This is a genomic window from Streptomyces sp. NPDC085927 (assembly GCF_044540975.1).
GTDB lineage: Bacteria > Actinomycetota > Actinomycetes > Streptomycetales > Streptomycetaceae > Streptomyces > Streptomyces hirsutus.
Map to the genome: position 1 here is coordinate 34,384 of NZ_JBITSN010000011.1, position 16,119 is coordinate 50,502.

Annotated in this window: 13 protein-coding genes; 3 read left to right on the forward strand and 10 right to left on the reverse strand. The window is 74.2% G+C overall.

Features of this window, described 5'->3' with window-relative positions; genetic code table 11:
• Positions 1 to 357: 357 nt before the first annotated feature.
• Positions 358 to 1,293, forward strand: coding sequence for a chaplin family protein (locus tag ACIF80_RS25955; RefSeq protein ID WP_399809035.1), 936 nt, complete (start codon positions 358 to 360; stop codon positions 1,291 to 1,293).
• A 222-nt stretch (positions 1,294 to 1,515) separates the two neighbouring features.
• On the opposite strand, the gene ACIF80_RS25960 is transcribed toward ACIF80_RS25955, so the two are convergent.
• Together ACIF80_RS25960 and ACIF80_RS25965 are read right to left on the reverse strand one after the other, a co-directional pair.
• Positions 1,516 to 2,784, reverse strand: a complete 1,269-nt coding sequence (locus tag ACIF80_RS25960; RefSeq protein WP_399809402.1) for an NAD(P)-binding domain-containing protein — start codon at positions 2,782 to 2,784, stop codon at positions 1,516 to 1,518.
• A gap of 2 nt (positions 2,785 to 2,786) precedes the next feature.
• Positions 2,787 to 4,040 (reverse strand): ATP-grasp domain-containing protein, encoded by a 1,254-nt coding sequence (locus ACIF80_RS25965; protein ID WP_399809038.1) that lies wholly within the window; start codon positions 4,038 to 4,040, stop codon positions 2,787 to 2,789.
• A 196-nt stretch (positions 4,041 to 4,236) separates the two neighbouring features.
• Here ACIF80_RS25965 and ACIF80_RS25970 point away from each other — a divergent pair, with 196 nt between their 5' ends.
• On the forward strand, positions 4,237 to 5,547 hold the full coding sequence (locus ACIF80_RS25970) for a glycoside hydrolase family 26 protein (protein WP_399809041.1): 1,311 nt from the start codon (positions 4,237 to 4,239) through the stop codon (positions 5,545 to 5,547).
• Positions 5,548 to 5,594: 47 nt separating this feature from the next.
• Here ACIF80_RS25970 and ACIF80_RS25975 read toward each other — a convergent pair whose 3' ends face one another.
• From ACIF80_RS25975 to ACIF80_RS26010, 8 genes are read right to left on the reverse strand one after another with little or no spacing between them, the layout of a single operon-like run.
• On the reverse strand, positions 5,595 to 6,254 hold the full coding sequence (locus ACIF80_RS25975) for a lipopolysaccharide biosynthesis protein (RefSeq protein WP_399809044.1): 660 nt from the start codon (positions 6,252 to 6,254) through the stop codon (positions 5,595 to 5,597).
• Positions 6,251 to 7,408 carry a glycosyltransferase gene (locus tag ACIF80_RS25980; protein ID WP_399809047.1) on the reverse strand — a complete coding sequence of 386 codons (1,158 nt, stop codon included), beginning with the start codon at positions 7,406 to 7,408 and terminating at the stop codon, positions 6,251 to 6,253. Before ACIF80_RS25980 ends, ACIF80_RS25975 begins: the two co-directional genes overlap by 4 nt.
• A 1-nt stretch (position 7,409) precedes the next feature.
• The gene (locus ACIF80_RS25985) at positions 7,410 to 8,201 is read right to left on the reverse strand and encodes a polysaccharide deacetylase family protein (RefSeq protein ID WP_399809049.1); all 792 of its coding nucleotides are present in this window, start codon (positions 8,199 to 8,201) and stop codon (positions 7,410 to 7,412) included.
• On the reverse strand, positions 8,185 to 9,909 hold the full coding sequence (gene murJ, locus ACIF80_RS25990) for a murein biosynthesis integral membrane protein MurJ (protein ID WP_399809051.1): 1,725 nt from the start codon (positions 9,907 to 9,909) through the stop codon (positions 8,185 to 8,187). Before murJ ends, ACIF80_RS25985 begins: the two co-directional genes overlap by 17 nt.
• On the reverse strand, positions 9,906 to 11,303 hold the full coding sequence (locus ACIF80_RS25995; RefSeq protein ID WP_399809053.1) for an O-antigen ligase family protein: 1,398 nt from the start codon (positions 11,301 to 11,303) through the stop codon (positions 9,906 to 9,908). Before ACIF80_RS25995 ends, murJ begins: the two co-directional genes overlap by 4 nt.
• Positions 11,304 to 11,308: 5 nt before the next feature.
• Positions 11,309 to 12,736 (reverse strand): sugar transferase, encoded by a 1,428-nt coding sequence (locus ACIF80_RS26000; RefSeq protein WP_399809056.1) that lies wholly within the window; start codon positions 12,734 to 12,736, stop codon positions 11,309 to 11,311.
• Positions 12,733 to 14,079: a glycosyltransferase gene (locus tag ACIF80_RS26005; RefSeq protein ID WP_399809058.1), complete on the reverse strand. Its 1,347-nt coding sequence runs from the start codon at positions 14,077 to 14,079 to the stop codon at positions 12,733 to 12,735. The genes ACIF80_RS26000 and ACIF80_RS26005 overlap by 4 nt, the downstream gene beginning before the upstream one ends.
• Positions 14,076 to 15,173: a DUF3344 domain-containing protein gene (locus tag ACIF80_RS26010; RefSeq protein ID WP_399809061.1), complete on the reverse strand. Its 1,098-nt coding sequence runs from the start codon at positions 15,171 to 15,173 to the stop codon at positions 14,076 to 14,078. The genes ACIF80_RS26005 and ACIF80_RS26010 overlap by 4 nt, the downstream gene beginning before the upstream one ends.
• Positions 15,174 to 15,715: 542 nt before the next feature.
• Here ACIF80_RS26010 and ACIF80_RS26015 point away from each other — a divergent pair.
• Positions 15,716 to 15,991, forward strand: a complete 276-nt coding sequence (locus ACIF80_RS26015; RefSeq protein ID WP_399809064.1) for a hypothetical protein — start codon at positions 15,716 to 15,718, stop codon at positions 15,989 to 15,991.
• The last annotated feature ends 128 nt before the right edge of the window (positions 15,992 to 16,119 follow it).

The following is a 16,119-nucleotide window of genomic DNA, read 5'->3' on the forward strand; positions in this document are numbered from 1 at the left end:
CGGGGCGGGCGGCCCGCGGAGGGGGCCAACCGGGTGAACCTGCGCAACCGTTTCCCGTGCGTCGGGTTATTGAAGCAGTAGGGCACGCGACGCCACGAGAAAGGAACGCGCTGTGCTGCTCCGTCCGCGGTACACGGGCTTGTCCCGCAAGCCTTCCCGCCTGTGAGTCGGGGGCGAACACGGGAGCCGCTGCCGGCGCCGAGTCTGCCGCCGTCGGACCTCCGGGTGTTCTTCTCGACGCATAGCACGCTGTGGCGTCCGCCGCACCGGCCTCTCGGCTCCGCCATGGCCGACTTCGGACGTCGATCTCCGTGCCCGGGCCGGCTTTCCACCTCTTCAAGCAGGAAGACCACGACATTGCGACAGACTCTGAGCAGGGGAGCGTTCGCGGCGGCCGCCGCCACGGGCATCCTCTCCCTGTACGGCGCCCCCGCCCTCGCCGACACGTACGCGGAGGGAGCCGCCACGAACTCCCCCGGCGTCCTGTCCGGGAACAACGTCCAGGCCCCCATCGAGGTGCCGGTGAACGCGTGCGGCAACACCATCGGTGCGGTCTCCGCACTCAACGAGGCGTCCGGCAACGCGTGCGTCAACGGTTCGCACCACGACGACAGGTCCGAGCAGCGCGCGTCCAGCACCTCGCAGAGCCGCTCCGGCGGCGGTGGCGCGCACGCGGAGGGAGTCGCCAAGAACTCCCCCGGCGTGCTGTCCGGCAACAACGTCCAGGCACCGGTCCACGCCCCGGTGAACGTGTGCGGCAACACCGTCGACGTGGTCGGAGTGCTCAACGAGGCCTCCGACAACACCTGCGTCAACGGCTCGCACCACGACGACAGGTCCGAGCAGCGCACGTCCAGCACCTCGCAGAGCCGCTCCGACGGCGGTGGCGCGCACGCGGAGGGAGTCGCCGAAGGCTCTCCCGGCGTACTGTCCGGGAACCTCATCCAGGTCCCGGTCCACGCCCCGGTGAACGTGTGCGGCAACTCCATCGGTGTGCTCGGGCTGCTCAATTCCGCCTACGACAACGACTGCGGCAACGGATACACGCCGCACGAGCCGCAGAAGCCCGGCGACGAGCCCGAGGCCGAGACCCCCTCGTCCCCGCCCGTCCGTACGTACACCCCGCCTGCCACGCCCGTGACGTACACGCCGCCCCCGGCCACCGGCGAGGAGCCGCCCCACCTGGCCGAGACCGGCAGCGACAACGTGCTGCTGGGCTCGGGCGCCGGCGCGGCCCTGCTCGTGGGTGGGGCGCTGCTGTACCGCCGCGGGCGGGCAGCCGCCCGCCGATAGCGATTCCCGGGCGCCGGACCCCGTCCGTCCGGCACCCGCGACCCTGTCGGCCGCGCACGCCCCCGGACCGGCCCGGGGCCCCCTCGAAGGGTGGCCTCGGACCGGCCCGGGGGCACCGTGCTGTACGGGACGGGCCGGTCATGGCACGGGACCGGGACGGAGACGGGCCGCTGACGGCCGGTTCGCCGGCAGCGGCCCGAAAGGGCCCTGCGGGACGCCGCGTCAGCCGCTCACCGGCGCCGGGGACTCGCTCCGGCTGCTGCCCGAGGGGACGGGGACCGTCGCCCCGCGCAGCGGAGCCGCCCCGAGCCGCCGGCGCACCCCCCGGACGAGGGTGGGCGCCGTGAACGTCGCGCCGTGCACGAAGCGCATGGCCGGACCGAAACCGGAGGCGGTCACCAGGCCCGCGAGGAACAGGCCGGGGTGGGACGACTCGAAGCCGCGCCCGGCCGCCGGGGAGCCGTCGGGCAGGACCGCCAGCGCCCCGCGCAGTTCGGCGGAGAGCATGCCGAGCCGGTCGCGCTGCGCCCGGAACCCCGTGGCCGCGATGACGTGCTCGGTCTCCAGGGTGCCCGTGCTGCCCTCGCAGTTCACCGTGTCCAGCCGCACACCGCCCGGCACCGCACAGGCCGCGGTGACCTCGTGACCCGGCATCAGATCCACCGCGCGCTCCACCCGGTCCCGCACCCACCACGCCCCCGCCGGACCCAGGGCCGTCCCCGCGATACGGGTCCGGGTCTGCTGCGGCAGCCGCCGGAAGAGGCCGGGACGCTCCGAGTAGAACCAGTTCCGCCAGCCGGGGCCCAGACCGCTGTGGGGGGAGCGGACCGACTGCCACCAGGGGCGCTCCCAGGGCGGCGGCACCTCGTTCCACACCAGCCGCTCCGCCCGCGCCAGCACCCGTACGCGCGTGCCCTGTTCGGCGAGCAGCGCCGCGGTCTCCAGGGCCGCCTGGCCGCCGCCGATCACCGTGACGTCCTTGCCGCGGAACTGGTCGAGGCCGCTGTGGTGGCTGCTGTGCGTCACCAGGGACGGGTGCAGTCCGCGCAGGGCCGACGGGACCTCGATGAACGGCATCACCCCGACCGCCAGCGCCACCGTCCGCGCCTGCAGCGCCTGACCGTCCGCGGTCACCACCGTGAAGCCGTGGGGACCCGACGACACCCGGGTCACCATGCGCTCGTCCACGTCCGGCACGGCGTGGCGCGCGAACCACAGGCCGTACGACGCGAACTCCTCCACCGGAATCGGCTGGGCGTGACGTGCCGTCAGCCCCTGTTCCGCGCAGTACGCGGCCAGGGTCCGGCGTCCGCCCGGATCCGAAAGGTTGGACGCCCAGGGCTCCGACTTCAGGAACATGCCGCCGGGCATGTGGTCCCGCCAGGACGCCATGGGCCGGCCGAACACGCGCAGGCGCAGCCCGGCGGCCGCGGCGTGGGACGCGATCGACAGACCGTACGGGCCGGCACCGACCACCAGGAGGTCGTACATCATCAACTGCTCGCTTTCTCGTCGTCGGTCAGGGAGGGGGAGGCCGCCCGGGGGATCACGGGGGGCGGCGGCGCCACCACGCCGCCGCCCAGCCGCTCCCGCAGCCGGCCGGACACATGACGGGCCCACAGGGACCACATCGCCCGTCCGGGAGCCCGGTCGTCCGGGGCGTACCAGGCCAGTTCGCGTCCGCCCGGCGCCGCACGCAGCACGGCGAGCGGCGCGTAGTTCTCCACCACGAAAGCCCGCCCGGCCACCGGGGCCCCGTCCGGCAGCGGACGGCCCGTCAGATCCAGGTGCAGGGCGCGTACGACGTCCAGTCCGGCCCCGTCCTCGAAGAGCCGGAACTGGGCGCCGGGACGCGGGTTGAAGTCGAGCAGGTGGTAACGGCCCGTCGCGTGGCAGCGGCGGAAGTCGAGATCGAAGACGCCGCGGTAGCCCAGTTCACCGGTGAGCCGCTCGGCCAGCTCCCGCACCTGCGGATTGGGCACCCAGCAGCCCACCGCGGTCAGCCCCGCACCCCGCGGCCAGGCCAGCCGCTTGACGCCCGGTCCGCCGGCGCGCACGGCACCCGAGTGGTCGGCGTAGCCGTGGAAGAACCAGTCCCGGTTCGGGCCCGGCGGCAGATACGCCTGCAGCAGGAGCGGGCTGCCCGCCTCCTCGCTGCGCAGGTGCAGCTCCCGGGCCTGCTGCGCGGAGCGCACCAGCAGCGTGCTGCGCAGCCCGCTGCCGGCCGGCAGCAGCCAGGGCCGGCTCCACTTCGCCACCACCGGCAGCCCGAGCCGCGTCGCGTCGGCGGCCGCCCGCTCCGGACTGTCGGGGACGAGTGTCTCCGGGTGCGGAAGGTCCGCCGACGCGCACACGGTGGCCAGTTCCGCCTTGTCGGCGACGCGTTCGGGCAGTGTGCCCGGCATCTCCGGCAGCAGGTAGGAGGCAGTGAGAGCGTCCCGCAGGCGCCCCGCGGCGATCGCGCTCGCGTCGTCCATCGGGACCAGGACGGCAGGACGCGCGATCCGGTCGGCGACACGGCGCAGCACGGCGAGGATGTCGTCCGCGGACGCTCCGGGCGGCGGCGGGGTGTGCAGCCGGTGCACATAGCGGGAGCTGCGTACGGGGCTCCGGGACTCGTCGGCGACGACATGCACCTCCACTCCCGCCCGGCCCAGCGAACGCACGGCCCCCAGCGTTCCGTGATGGAAGGGATTCCGGTCGACCCGCAGAATCACGGCGGGGACTCGGGTGTCGAGCAGCGGCACGAATTGTCTCTTTCTTTTTGAATTCGCTCACCCGCACGGGCGAGCATGGCACTCGAAAGCCGCAATGGCGGTGGCACCATAGGGATTCTTGTGACTGACTTTCGGATGACTGTTCGTCAATAATGAGTCCGGAGGCGGAAGGTCAGAAGCTCAGAATTTCGGAAGGCCGGAAAAGAGAGCGAAGACAGGAGCAGGAATGGCCCCACAGCACGAACGTGTCCGGGTCCGCGGGCTGGTCGTGGGCGCGGTGGCGATGGCCGTGTCGGCAGCCCTGATGTCCGGTCCCGCGGCGGGGGTGGAGAGCACCGGTGATGCTCGCGTTCCGGCGCCGGACCCGACGGCGTCCGCGGCCGCCTTCCCGGACCTCGTCCAGCGGCCCGCACCCCTGCCGCCGGTCCTGACGCCGTCGGTCACCGTCCCGTCGGCCACCACCCCGCCGGTCCCGGCCGTCAGGCCCCCGGCCGCCCCGGTGCCGGGCGCGCAGGGTCCGCCCTTCGGCGCCTTCCTCGGCTCCGACGAGCGGGGCGTGGCCCGGATGGAACAGTTCAGCCGCTGGCTGGGCGGCGCCGAACTCCGCGTCGGCCACACCTACCTGCCCGGCAACCACTGGAGCGACATCGAGGGCGACGTCCGCTTCCTCGAGGCGTGGGCGCGCTGGCGCAACGAGAAGGACGACCGGACGTTCGTCCTCAACGTGCCCCTGCAGGAGCGCAACGAGGAGGGTGTCCCGGACCGCGAGGTCCGGGAACTGCTGCGGCGGGGCGCGGCCGGGGAGTTCGACCACCACTTCCGCGCGCTGGCCGAACGGCTGGTCCGGCTGAAGGTACCGGACACGGTCCTCGTGCTCGGCTGGGAGATGAACGGCGTCACCTACACCCACCGGTGCGGACCGGACCCGGAGTCCTGGAAGACGTACTGGAACAGGATCGTCACCACCATGCGCGCGGTGCCGGGCCAGGAGTTCCGGTTCGACTTCACGCCGAGCCGCGGCCGGGACGCCGTGCCCTGGACGCAGTGCTACCCGGGGGACGACACGGTCGACATCATCGGCATGGACTCCTACGACCAGCCGGCCGGGATGTCCTTCGACGAACAGGTCGAGGAACCCTACGGACTCCAGGCGCACGTGGATTTCGCGAAAGCCCACGGCAAACCCGTCTCCTATCCCGAATGGGGGCTTTTCCGCAACGGCGACAATCCCGAGTACATGCGGCGCATGCTCGCCTGGATGGACGAGCACAAGCCGCTGTACAACACGCTGACCGACTACTGCCCGCACGGTGTGTGGCGGTGTGACCAGAACCCGGCCTCGTCCCGCCACTACCGGTCCGTCCTCTCCGGCCGCGACGTCGTGGTCCCCCCGGTTCCCCCGGTGCCACCGGTGCCCACGCCTGTGCCACCCGTCCCCACCGCACCGCCGCCCCCGGTGGGCTGCTTGCCGCTGGAGCTGGGCAGCAGGGTGGAGGTCTGGCTCGGCGGGAAGCTCTGCCTCCCCTTCGGCCGGTGATCGCGTACCCGCCGCAGCCGCAGCCGGCCCGGCCGGACTCGCCGTCGTCACCGCTGTCCGCCCACAGCGGCGGCGGTGGCGGGACCGGGCACCGAGGCGGCGGCGGGGGCGGAGGCCTCGTCCCCGTCGGCCCGCCGCGGGCGGGCCAGCAGCGCCAGACCGCCCAGCAGCCCGCCCGCGCCGGCCCCCACCAGAGTGGTCAGCGCCGGCGAGGCGGACGTCGGCCTGCTCGGCTTCACCGCACGCGAGAACTGCACGAGCCGGACCTGGGTGCTGCTCCTGGTCTTCTCCGCGTGCTGCGTCAGCGCGCGGGAGACCGCGTTGGCCATGTCGACGGCGAGGTCGGGGCGCGAGGAGGTGGCCGAGACGGCGACCATCGGCGCGTCCGGCGAGGTGGCCGTGCGCACGCTGTCCTGCAGGGTCCGCACCGGCACGCCCGCCCACACCTGCGCGTCCCCGAGCACCGCGAGCTGCGTGGCCACCCGTCCGTAGGCCTGCGCGAAACCACGGGCGGACTCCGGGGTGGACGTCGCCGTCGGTACGGCGACGACGTAGCTGGTGGCCGTGTACGTCGTGGAGGTGAACAGGCCGTACGCGCCGCCGGACAGACAGCCGGCGAGGGTGCCGGCCGCGATCACGGACCAGGCCGGCAACCTCCCGGCACGGGCCAGGAACAGACGGAGCCGGCGGGTCGGAGTGTCGGTCATGAAGAGCTTGCTCCCAGAGAAGAGGAGGGGGACGACGAAGAACGGGAGACGGCTGTCGCGTACACGTTCATGAGACGGTCGGTGCTGCGGGTGATGCCGTAGCGGTGCGCGACCTCCGGGACGGTGCGTGGCACGGGACCCGCCGCCCGGACACCGGCGATCGCCCGCGCGTACGCCTCGGGGCCGCCCCGCACGCGCCGGGCGCCGGCCGCGGCCGACGGCGGCAGGTCCTCGATCGCCGGACAGGAGGCGTAGACCACGGGCAGGCCCGACGCCAGCGCCTCCACGACCGCCAGGCCGAAGGCCTCCTCCAGGGACGGGGAGGCCAGTACGTCCATCGCCGAGGTGAGCGACGGCAGGTCGGGGCCCGGCGAGCCGTCCGCGGCGTAGGGACACTCGCCGGTGAACAGGACCCGGTCGGCCACCTCGGCCTCACGGGCCGTACGGCGCAGGGCGTGCTCCTCGGGGCCGCCGCCCACCAGCAGCAGCCAGTGGTCGTCCGGGAGCCGGGCGAGCGCCCGGACCAGGACCTCGAACCGTTTCCCGGGGACGAGCCGGCCGACGCCGCCCACGACGAAAGCGCCCTCCGGCAGACCGAGGCGGCGGCGGGTGCGCGCGCGCCGCTCCGCCTCGAAACGGAAGCGTTCCAGGTCGATGCCGTTCGGGACGACCTCGATACGGGGAGCGGGCACGCCCCAGCGCTTCAGGCGGTCGGCCACCGCCGGGGACACGGCGACCGTCGCCGAACCGAGCCGCTCGCTGGAGACGTACAGCGCGCGCACCCCCGCCGTCAGCCGGCGGCCCTCCATCTGCGAGTCGCCCAGGGAGTGTTCGGTGGCGACGACCGCGCGGACCCCGGCGACGCGCGCGGCGAGCCGGCCGTAGACGCAGGCCCGGTACAGGTGCGTGTGCACCAGGTCGTAGCGGCCCGAGCGGATCAGCCGGACCAGCCGCGGGAGCGCGGTCACGTCACGGTTGCCGCCCATGCCGAGATGCACGACGCGGACACCGTCGGCGCTGAGGCCCTCGGCGACCGCGCCGGGATTGGTGAGCGTCACGACGTCGCAGTCGACGGGCAGATGACGCAGCAGCAGACGCAACTGCTGCTCGGCCCCGCCGACGCCGAGGCCGGTGATGATGTGCAGAGCCCTCATCTCACCGGCCCTCCACCGGGCGCCGGCGCAGCCGGTGCAGCCGGTACTTGAGACCCAGGCGCCACGCCGTGTCGTTCTGGCCGATGTGCACGCGCGGCAGGGCGTGCGGGCCGGTCAGCGGGCCGGGGTCGATGGCACAGGCGTAGGCGTAGCCCGCCTCCCGCACGGCCCGTACGGCGCGGGCGTCGACCGTGCCGTACGGATAGCAGAAGCCGTCGACCCGGGCACCGGTCAACTCCGCGAGCCGCTCGCGGCTTTCGGCCACCTCGGCCTCGAGGGTGAGGTCGTCCGCCCGGGTGAGATCGACGTGGGTCAGCCCGTGCGAGCCGATCTCCACGCCCTCGGCCGCCGCGTACCGGATGCCGGCCGCGGTCAGCAGCGGCTTGCGCGGGCCGAGCGGGTCCCAGGCGTTCTCGCCGCCGAGCCGCCCGGGCAGGACGAAGAGCGTGGCGCCGCAGTCCCAGCGGCGCAGCAGCGGCAGGGCCTCGGTGACGAAGTCGGCGTACCCGTCGTCGAACGTCAGCCCGACCAGGCGCCGTCCGTCGCCCCGGGCGCGGGCGGCGAGCAGGTCGGCCACGGACACGCCGCGCAGCCCCCGCCGGCGCAGCCAGGCCAGCTGCCCCTCGAGCCGCTCGGGCGTGACCGTGATGCGGTACGGGTCGTCCGAGCAGTCGCCCACCGAGTGGTACATCGCCACCCACGGGACAGGGCCCGGCGGCGCGGCGGGGAGTCTGCCGGTGCCGAAGGAACCGGCGGAATCGACGGAGTCGACGGAATCAATGGGAGCGGCCATGGGTGAGCCTTCGTGTGACGGTGCGCACGGAGCGCACTGCGGATGCGGAGCCCTGGACGCCCAGGGCCAGGGAAAGCGCGGCGAAGACGCCGGCCACGCTCAGAACGCCGGCCGCGAGACCCGCGACGGGGGACGCGAACCGGCTCGCGGCGAACGCCCCGGCGGCGGTGGCGACGACCGCGGCGAGCACCGGCCTGCTCAGTTCGGCCAGGACCGGCCGGACCCGGAGGGAAACACCGTGGGGGCTGCCGCGCCGGGACGTTCGCAGACCGGTCAGCAGCAGGACGGCCGTGACGGTGATGCCGAACGCGTTGGCGGCGGCGATCCCCGCCACCCCCCAGGGGCGCACGGCGACGGCACCGATCACCGACGTGGCGGTGATGCCCGCGGCCATCACCGCGAGGGGGTACCAGCTGGGCCGGCCCGCCGAGAAGTACGAGCGGACCAGCGCCCCCACCAGGGTCTGCCCCAGCAGCCCGAGGGCGTACACGCGCATGACGTCCGAGGTCGCCTCGGTGTCGCCCGCGGTGAACGCGCCGCGCTGGAAGAGCAGTTCGATCATCTGCGGGGCGCAGGCGATCACCGCGCCCATGCCCGTCAGCACCACACAGGAGGACAGCACCAGATCCCGCTCCACGCGGTCGCGTGCGCGTTCGGTGTCCCCGTCCGCCAGCGCCCGCGCCACCACGGGGAAGGTGACGGTGCACACCATCAGCGACAGTGTCATCGGGATCTGGGCGACCTTCTGCGCGTAGTTCAGGTGCGAGATGGCCCCGGAGGGCAGGGAGGAGGCGAGGAAGCGTTCGACGAGGACCTGCGACTGGCGGCACAGCGCGAAGAGGAGGACGGCGGCGATCAGGGCGAGCCGGACCGGCCGTTCCTGCGCGTCGCCCGCCGTCCCCCCGACGGCGGGTGTGCGCGACGCCAGCTGCCGCCACAGCGACGGCAGTTGCACCAGCACCATCAGGCAGCCGCCCACCGCCACCCCGGCCGCCGCGGCGCGCACGCCCCATGTACGGCCGAGCAGGAACATCGCGGCGATGATGCCGGTGTTGTACGCGACGTAGATCGCCCCGGGCGCGACGAAGCGGCGGTGTGCCCGCAGGGCGGCGCTGCAGTAGCCGGCGATCCCGAAGGCCAGCAGGCTGATCGCGGTGAGCCGGGTGCAGTCGACGGCCAGCCCGGGATCGGGCAGGCCCGGTGCGAGGACCTGGACCAGGAAAGGGGCCACAGCGGCGACCAGGGCGGCCGTCGCGGCGAAGGCGAGGCACAGCCGGGGCAGCGTGGCGGCGACCAGGGCGCGGACCGGGTCGCCCGGTTCGCCCCGGGCACGCCGGGCCAGCGCCATGCTGAACGCCGGGATCAGCGCGATCGCCAGCCCGTCCTCGATCAGCAGCGTGGCGGCGATCTCCGGCACGGTCCACGCGACCAGGAAGGCGTCCGTGTCGCTGCCGGCGCCGAACAGCCGCGCCAGCGACTGGTCGCGCACCAGGCCGAGCAGGGAGCCGGCGATGGACAGCGACGCCGTGACGAGCGCGGCACGGGCGAGGAACTTCCGGGAAGTTGAGGCCGGGGCCGAGCCCGGGACCGGGGCTTGGCCGGTGTCGTGCCCGGCGGGCGCGACGGCACGCGCCGCGGGCACGGCCGCCGACCCGTCGGTGTCCCCGTCGGTGTCGGGGGCGGGGCTCTGCGAGGGCACCACCGTCATCGCGCCGCGACCCCCTCGGCACGCTCCGGTACCGCGCCCCGCGGCACGGCGTGACGGTGCTCGCCGCCGGCCAGCGCCCACCACGCCGCGAGTCCCAGGCTCAGGGCGATCAGCATCGTCGAGGGGCCGCCGATGTCGCCGTACACGAAGTCGGTCAGCATCCAGAGCAGCAGCCCGCAGGCGACGAGCCCACAGTCGAGTGCCGGCTCCCGGCCGGGTTCCGGTCCGTCGCCGAGCACGCGTCCGCGGCCGCGCGCCCGGACGCGCAGCAGCCTCCGCCCCCCGCCCACCAGCAGCGCCAGCCAGCCGCCGGCGAGGGCGAGCAGCCCGATCAGGCCCTGCTCGCTGAGCACCAGCAGGTACATGTTGTGCGGCGAGAGCAGCTCCTGCTTCCGGTACTCCGTCCCCGCGCCCTCGATGTCACTGCCCGAGGACAGCGCCAGGGTGGCGTGCCCGTCGCGGTACTCGGGGAAGCCCTTCAGACCCACGCCCGTCAGCGGCTGCTCGCGCCACATGCCGCCGGCGGACGCCCACAGGGCGTACCGGTCCACGACCGACTGGTCGGGCGTGTCGCCGACCTGCGCGATGCTGTCGATCCGCTCCTGCAACTGGGCCGTGCCGATGCCGAACCCGCCGGTCAGGACCACGCCCGCGGCAGCCACGGCCAGGGCCACCTTCAGCGTGCGCCGCGGCCCGGTCAGGGCCAGCTGCACGGTGCACGTCAGGGCGGTCGCGATCCAGGCGCCCCGGCTGAAGGAGAGGGCGAGCGGCAGCAGCAGGGCCACGGCGCATCCGGTGGCCGTCACCCGCTGCCACACCGCTGCCCGGCCCAGCGCAATCCCGACCGCGCACACCAGGCCGAGGGAGACCGCCGTCGCCATGCCCATCACGTCATGGGCGCCGAAGGTGCCGACCGCCCGGACGTCCTCGCCCTGGTAGGAGGCACCGGTCCCGGTGGCGTACTGGTGCACGCCGACGGCCCCCTGCCACAGCGCGAGGCCCACGAACGACCAGGCCAGCACCCGGAAGTCGGTGCGGTCGCGGACCAGGATCAGTACGGCCGCCGGGACGAGCACGAAGACCTGCAGATAGCGGCCCAGTCCGGTGAGGCCGGCCTCCGGCGAGGACGCCCCCATCGCGGCGAGCGCGAGCCCCACGACCGGCAGGCCCAGCACCACGGCCGCGGCGGGCGACAGCGGACGCCGCCGCTCGCGCAGCAGGCGGATCACGCAGTACACCACCACCAGCCCGGAGAGCACGTCCGCGGGCCCCGCTCCGTCGTGCGTCACCGGCAGGGCCAGCAGGGCGGGCAGCGCCACCAGGGGCAGCACCGGCACCAGGCGGGCGGCCCGGCGGGGGAGCAGGGACGGGAGCGGTGCGGGAGCGAGGCTCACGTCGGTCAGCTCCCCGTCGGACGGACCAGCGTGACCGCGGTGCGCAGCAGGATGCAGATGTCCTGCCACAGCGACCAGTCGTCGATGTAGGCGTTGTCGAACCGGCAGCGGTCCTCGATCGAGGTGTCGCCGCGCAGGCCGTGGACCTGGGCGAGGCCGGTGATGCCGGCCCGCATCCGGTGACGGGCCGCGTAACCCGGGTAGGTCCGGCTGAACTGGGAGACGAAGTAAGGGCGTTCGGGACGCGGCCCGACCAGGCTCATGTCGCCGCGGAGCACGTTCCACAGCTGGAGCAGTTCGTCGAGCGAGGTGCGCCGCAGCATGCGGCAGAACCGGCGCATCTCGTTCTCGTTGGCCACGCTCCACCGGGTCGCCGACTCGTGCTCGTCGACCGGCCGGTGCGTACGGAACTTCAGCAGCGTGAACGGCTCTCCGCCCCTGCCGATGCGCTCCTGCCGGAACACCACGCCCCGCCCGTCGCTGAGCCGCAGCGTCAGCGCGCACACCAGCAGCAGCGGACCGGCCAGCAGCAGCAGCGTCCCCGACACGAGGATGTCGAGCACGCGCTTGCCCGCACTGCCGCGGCGCGCCGGTGACAGATCCAGGCGACGGCACGGGAAACCGGCCAGCCGCTCCCTCGCCGGGTACGGCGGGGAATCGGCGTCGACCTCCCGGACCGCACAGCCCGCATCGGCCAGCGCGCGCAGCAGCGGGCCCTGTCCGGCGCGTACCGAGGGGTGAACGGCCAGCACGGTCCGCACCCCGTTCTGGATGACCGCCCGCTCGACCTCCTCACCGGTGCGCAGCACCGGCAGGCCCTCGACGCCCTCCGGCTGTTCGGCGACGATCCCCACCGGCCGCACCCCGCACCCCGGGTGGCGCAGCAGGGCGGCGGCCACGCGCTGCGCGGTCGCCGCCGGGCCGACGACGAGCGCCGCGTGCGGATGGCGTCGCAGCGCGGCACGCCGCCGCCCGTGCACGGCCGCGCGCAGCGCACCGCCGGCCGCCGACTGCAGGACGAGGCCCGTCAGCACGGCGCCGGCGGACAACGCGTGCTCCGGCTGGTACGCGGCCCAGAACGCCGCGGACGCCAGCCAGGCCACCGCGACACGGCCGCACACGGCGGGCAGTTCCTCCAGCAGCCCCGGCCCCGGCGACCGGTCGCCGCGGAGGCGCAGCAGCAGGGACGCGCCGATCAGCAGGGCGACGAGCGGGGCGTCCCGCTGGGTACTGGACAGCGTCAGCGTGCCCAGCAGGGCCGCGGCGGTGTCCGCGAGGAGCAGCGGTACGGGCGAAGCCGGCCGCGCCGGTGGACGCGGGCCGGACAGCCGCAGACCGCCGGCGGTGTCGCGCGGCGGCATGACGGAGACGGGCGAGGAGCCGTGGTCCCGCGGCGGTACGCCGGGGGAGGTGACGGTGTGTTCGGCGGTCACGAGCGGATGGTCTCCCTGTACTTGGTGGGATCGGCGCGCTGCGCGGTCCGGTTCGCCGCTTCGGAGCAGCAGTCCGCGTCGAGCGGCTGCCCCTGCCCGGCGTCACGGGCCTCGCCACGCTCGACGGCCCGGGGCGGATCTGCCCTCTCCCTGGAGGGCCAGGTGCCGAGCAGGTCGCGGTAGACGTCGGCGACCTGCTCGGCGGTGTGCCGCACGTCGTGGACGGACAGCACGTGCCGACGGCCCAGGCCGCCGAGCGACTCGCGCAGCGGCGGGTCGAGCAGCAGCCCGGCCAGGGCCCCGGCCAGCGCCTCCGGGTCCTCCGGCGGTACCAGACAACGGGGGGCGAAGGACGGCGGCAGGCTCTCGCGGGCGCCGTCGACGTCCGTGACCACCACGGGACGCCCGCAGGCCATCGCCTCCAGCGGGGCGAGGGCCATGCCCTCCCAGCGGGACGGCAGGACGACGAGATCGGCGGCCTGGTACCAGGGCGAGGCGTCGGTGACGGCTCCCGCGAACAGCACGGACCGCGGAGCCTGCGCGCGCAGCCGGTCGTCGTCCGGCCCGTCGCCGACCAGGACGAGGCGTGCGGCGGGCACCCGCCGCACGACGGCGTCCCACGCCCGCAGCAGGACGTCCTGCCCTTTCTGCCGGCAGAGCCGCCCCACACAGACCACGAGCGGCGTCGCGGGGTGGAGGGCGGCGAGCGGGGCGAGCCCGGCCCGCACGGTGTCGGTGCCGGCCGGGCAGAAGCGCTCGGGGTCGATGCCGTTGGGGACGACGGTCCACCGTCCGGCGATCCCGGCGTGCACACCGGTCGCCCGTTCCGCCTCGCTCACGCACACCACCCGCGTGGCCCAGCGTGCTCCCCATCGCTCCCACCCGAGCGCGAGCGCCGCGGTGACCCCGCCCACCGCCTCGAACGACCAGGCGTGCGGCTGGAAGACCGTCGGAATCCGCCCGCGCACCGCGAGCCGCCCGGCGAGCCCGGCCTTCGCGCTGTGCGCGTGCACCAGGTCGGGGCGCACCTCGTCGATCACCCGTGCGAGGTGTCGTACCTCCCGCACGAGCGAGGGGCCGGGCGACCGCGTGGACCGCCAGTTCCGCACCTGCGCGCCGAGCGTCCGCAGGTGGAGGGCGAGTGTGCTGTCGGGGCAGACCGCGGTGACGTCCAGGCCCTCCGCCACCTGCGTACGGACCAGGTCCGTCACCACGCGCGCGACCCCTCCGTCCACCGGCTGGGTGAGGTGCAGGACCCGCGGCCGGCGGTCGGAGGGGGGCGGGCCCGTGCGTCCGGACTCCTCACCCGCGACGGCGCCCGGGACGGGTGACGGCGTGTTCATCGCCGGGCGTCGACGGCGGTGAAGAGCACTCCGGCCCAGGCCGCGTCCCGCTGGGACGAGAGCCGGAAGCTCACCCGGTCGCCGGCGTGCAGCAGTCCACCTCCGAGGTCGAACACGTCGGAGTCGTAGCCGAGGGTGTTGGCATACGCCGGCACCCGCGCCGGAACAGCCCCGGCGGGCCCGCTGACGGTGGAGTTCAGGACGTCGCCGGCGGGGTTGGCGGAGTCGGCGAGCGTCGCGGTGGAAGCGGGCGTGCCGGTGGTCACGGTGAGCGAGTCGCCCGTGGTGCCGCGGTCGCCGTTGTACGCCACCAGCCCCACCTGGCCCTCCGCGCCCGCCGCGAGGTCCAGACCGCTGAGCCCGACCTCGGGTCCCGTGCGGCCCCCCAGCGGCGCGAAGCCGTCCCAGAGCGAGAGGTGCCGCAGCGGCTCCGCCGGGTTCTCGTACGCCACGACCAGGGTCCAGCCGCCCCACGCGCCGGCCGCCGACCGGCCGGCGGCCACGTTGACCTCGGCCACGGTGTAGAGACCCGGCCCGCTGTCCCGCACCAGCCCGGTCACGTCCGCCGAGGCCTGGAAGGCGTCCGCGCCGTCCGCCACGTCGTGTCCCACGACGGTGTCCGCGAGGAGCTCCTTGTAGTCCCCGCCGGGCTCGGCGATCAGGACCCGCCCGTTGTCCTCCGAGGGCTTCTGCTCGCCCACGCGCAGGTTGCCGCCCCAGTACAGGCGCGCGTACGTCACCCGCGAGCCGGAGGGCAGGCGGACCTCCGCGCGGGAGGAGTTGTAGGTGTTCGAGTCGCGGTCGACGTCGACGTAGAACATGTCGAAGTCGCCGTTCACCGCCTGCGCGCCCGCCTGCACGTCCGCACACGAGGACGCCCGGGCCGTGCGGCAGGTGGCGGAGGAGTTGGCCGCGCGCACGATGCCGCCGTGCTGGAGCGCGTGATACCGCTGGTCGAACGCGAGACTGCTCGCTTCCGGCGCGGGCGGCGCGGCCGGAGCGGCGGCGGGGGAGCCGCAGGGTGCCCACATCGCGACAAGAGCGAGGACACCCACCGTGGCAGGGCGAAGCAACTGACCCAGGGAATGGCGCATGACCGTCGGAGCCTTTCGGAACGGGTGGCGGTGACCGGATGGGTGAAGACGACGTCCGCGGCCGGCGGTGCCGCCGATGTCGGAGCCTCGCCCGAGGACGGCGACGACGAGCAGAACCACCGGGATGGAGCAGGCAGCACGACGAGTGCGATGCGTCCGCTTCTGGGGGCGCGTCGGCGCAACTCTAGCCACCAGCCGGACAAATTTGCCGAAACTCAATCAACGCCGACAAGTGTGTTGGAATCGTGAAGCCGGCCCTCCGCGGGGTGGCACCCGGGTGGTTCCGCCCCGCCGCCTCGTCGGGCGGATCGGGGCCGTACAGGTGAAAAGGGGACGTCGGAGGCTTACCGCGCCGCTCGCGCGGACCGGAGACCCCGGCGCCCGCGCTCACCGTTCCGTCGGCGCGGGTGACGCTGTCACCCGTTTGATCTCATATGACGACTCGTCAATCCGTGGTCCCCCGGTTTCCGCACCGGCCGAGGATCGTTGAGCACGGCGACACAAAGCTCCCTCCGGCGACCCGCGTTGCCGAAGAAAGGAACATGATGAAGTCCCTGAAGGCTGCCGCCGTCATTGCCGGGTCCCTGATCGCCGCCGGCATGGCCGCGCCCGCGTACGCGCAGGAGATCGACCTGGCGTCCACCGGCCTCGACACCGGCCTGAACACGCGCACCGCGGTCCCCTTCGAACTCATGTCGCCGCAGGACGAGTCGAGCGCCACCGAGTCCCGGACGTCGGTGTTCGGCACCGCGGAGGAGGCGGCGGACGTGGTGAACCAGGCCAAGCCGGTGCGCGGCGATCTGGGGCTGCACGCCTGAGACGCGCCGTACGAAGTCGGCCCCCGGTCAGGACCGGGGGCCGACTTCGTGTGTTCCCTCCCGCCGCGCGGAGGTGACCACACGGCAGGTCCGACGGTTGGAACAGCGACAACCGTTCGGACAAGGAG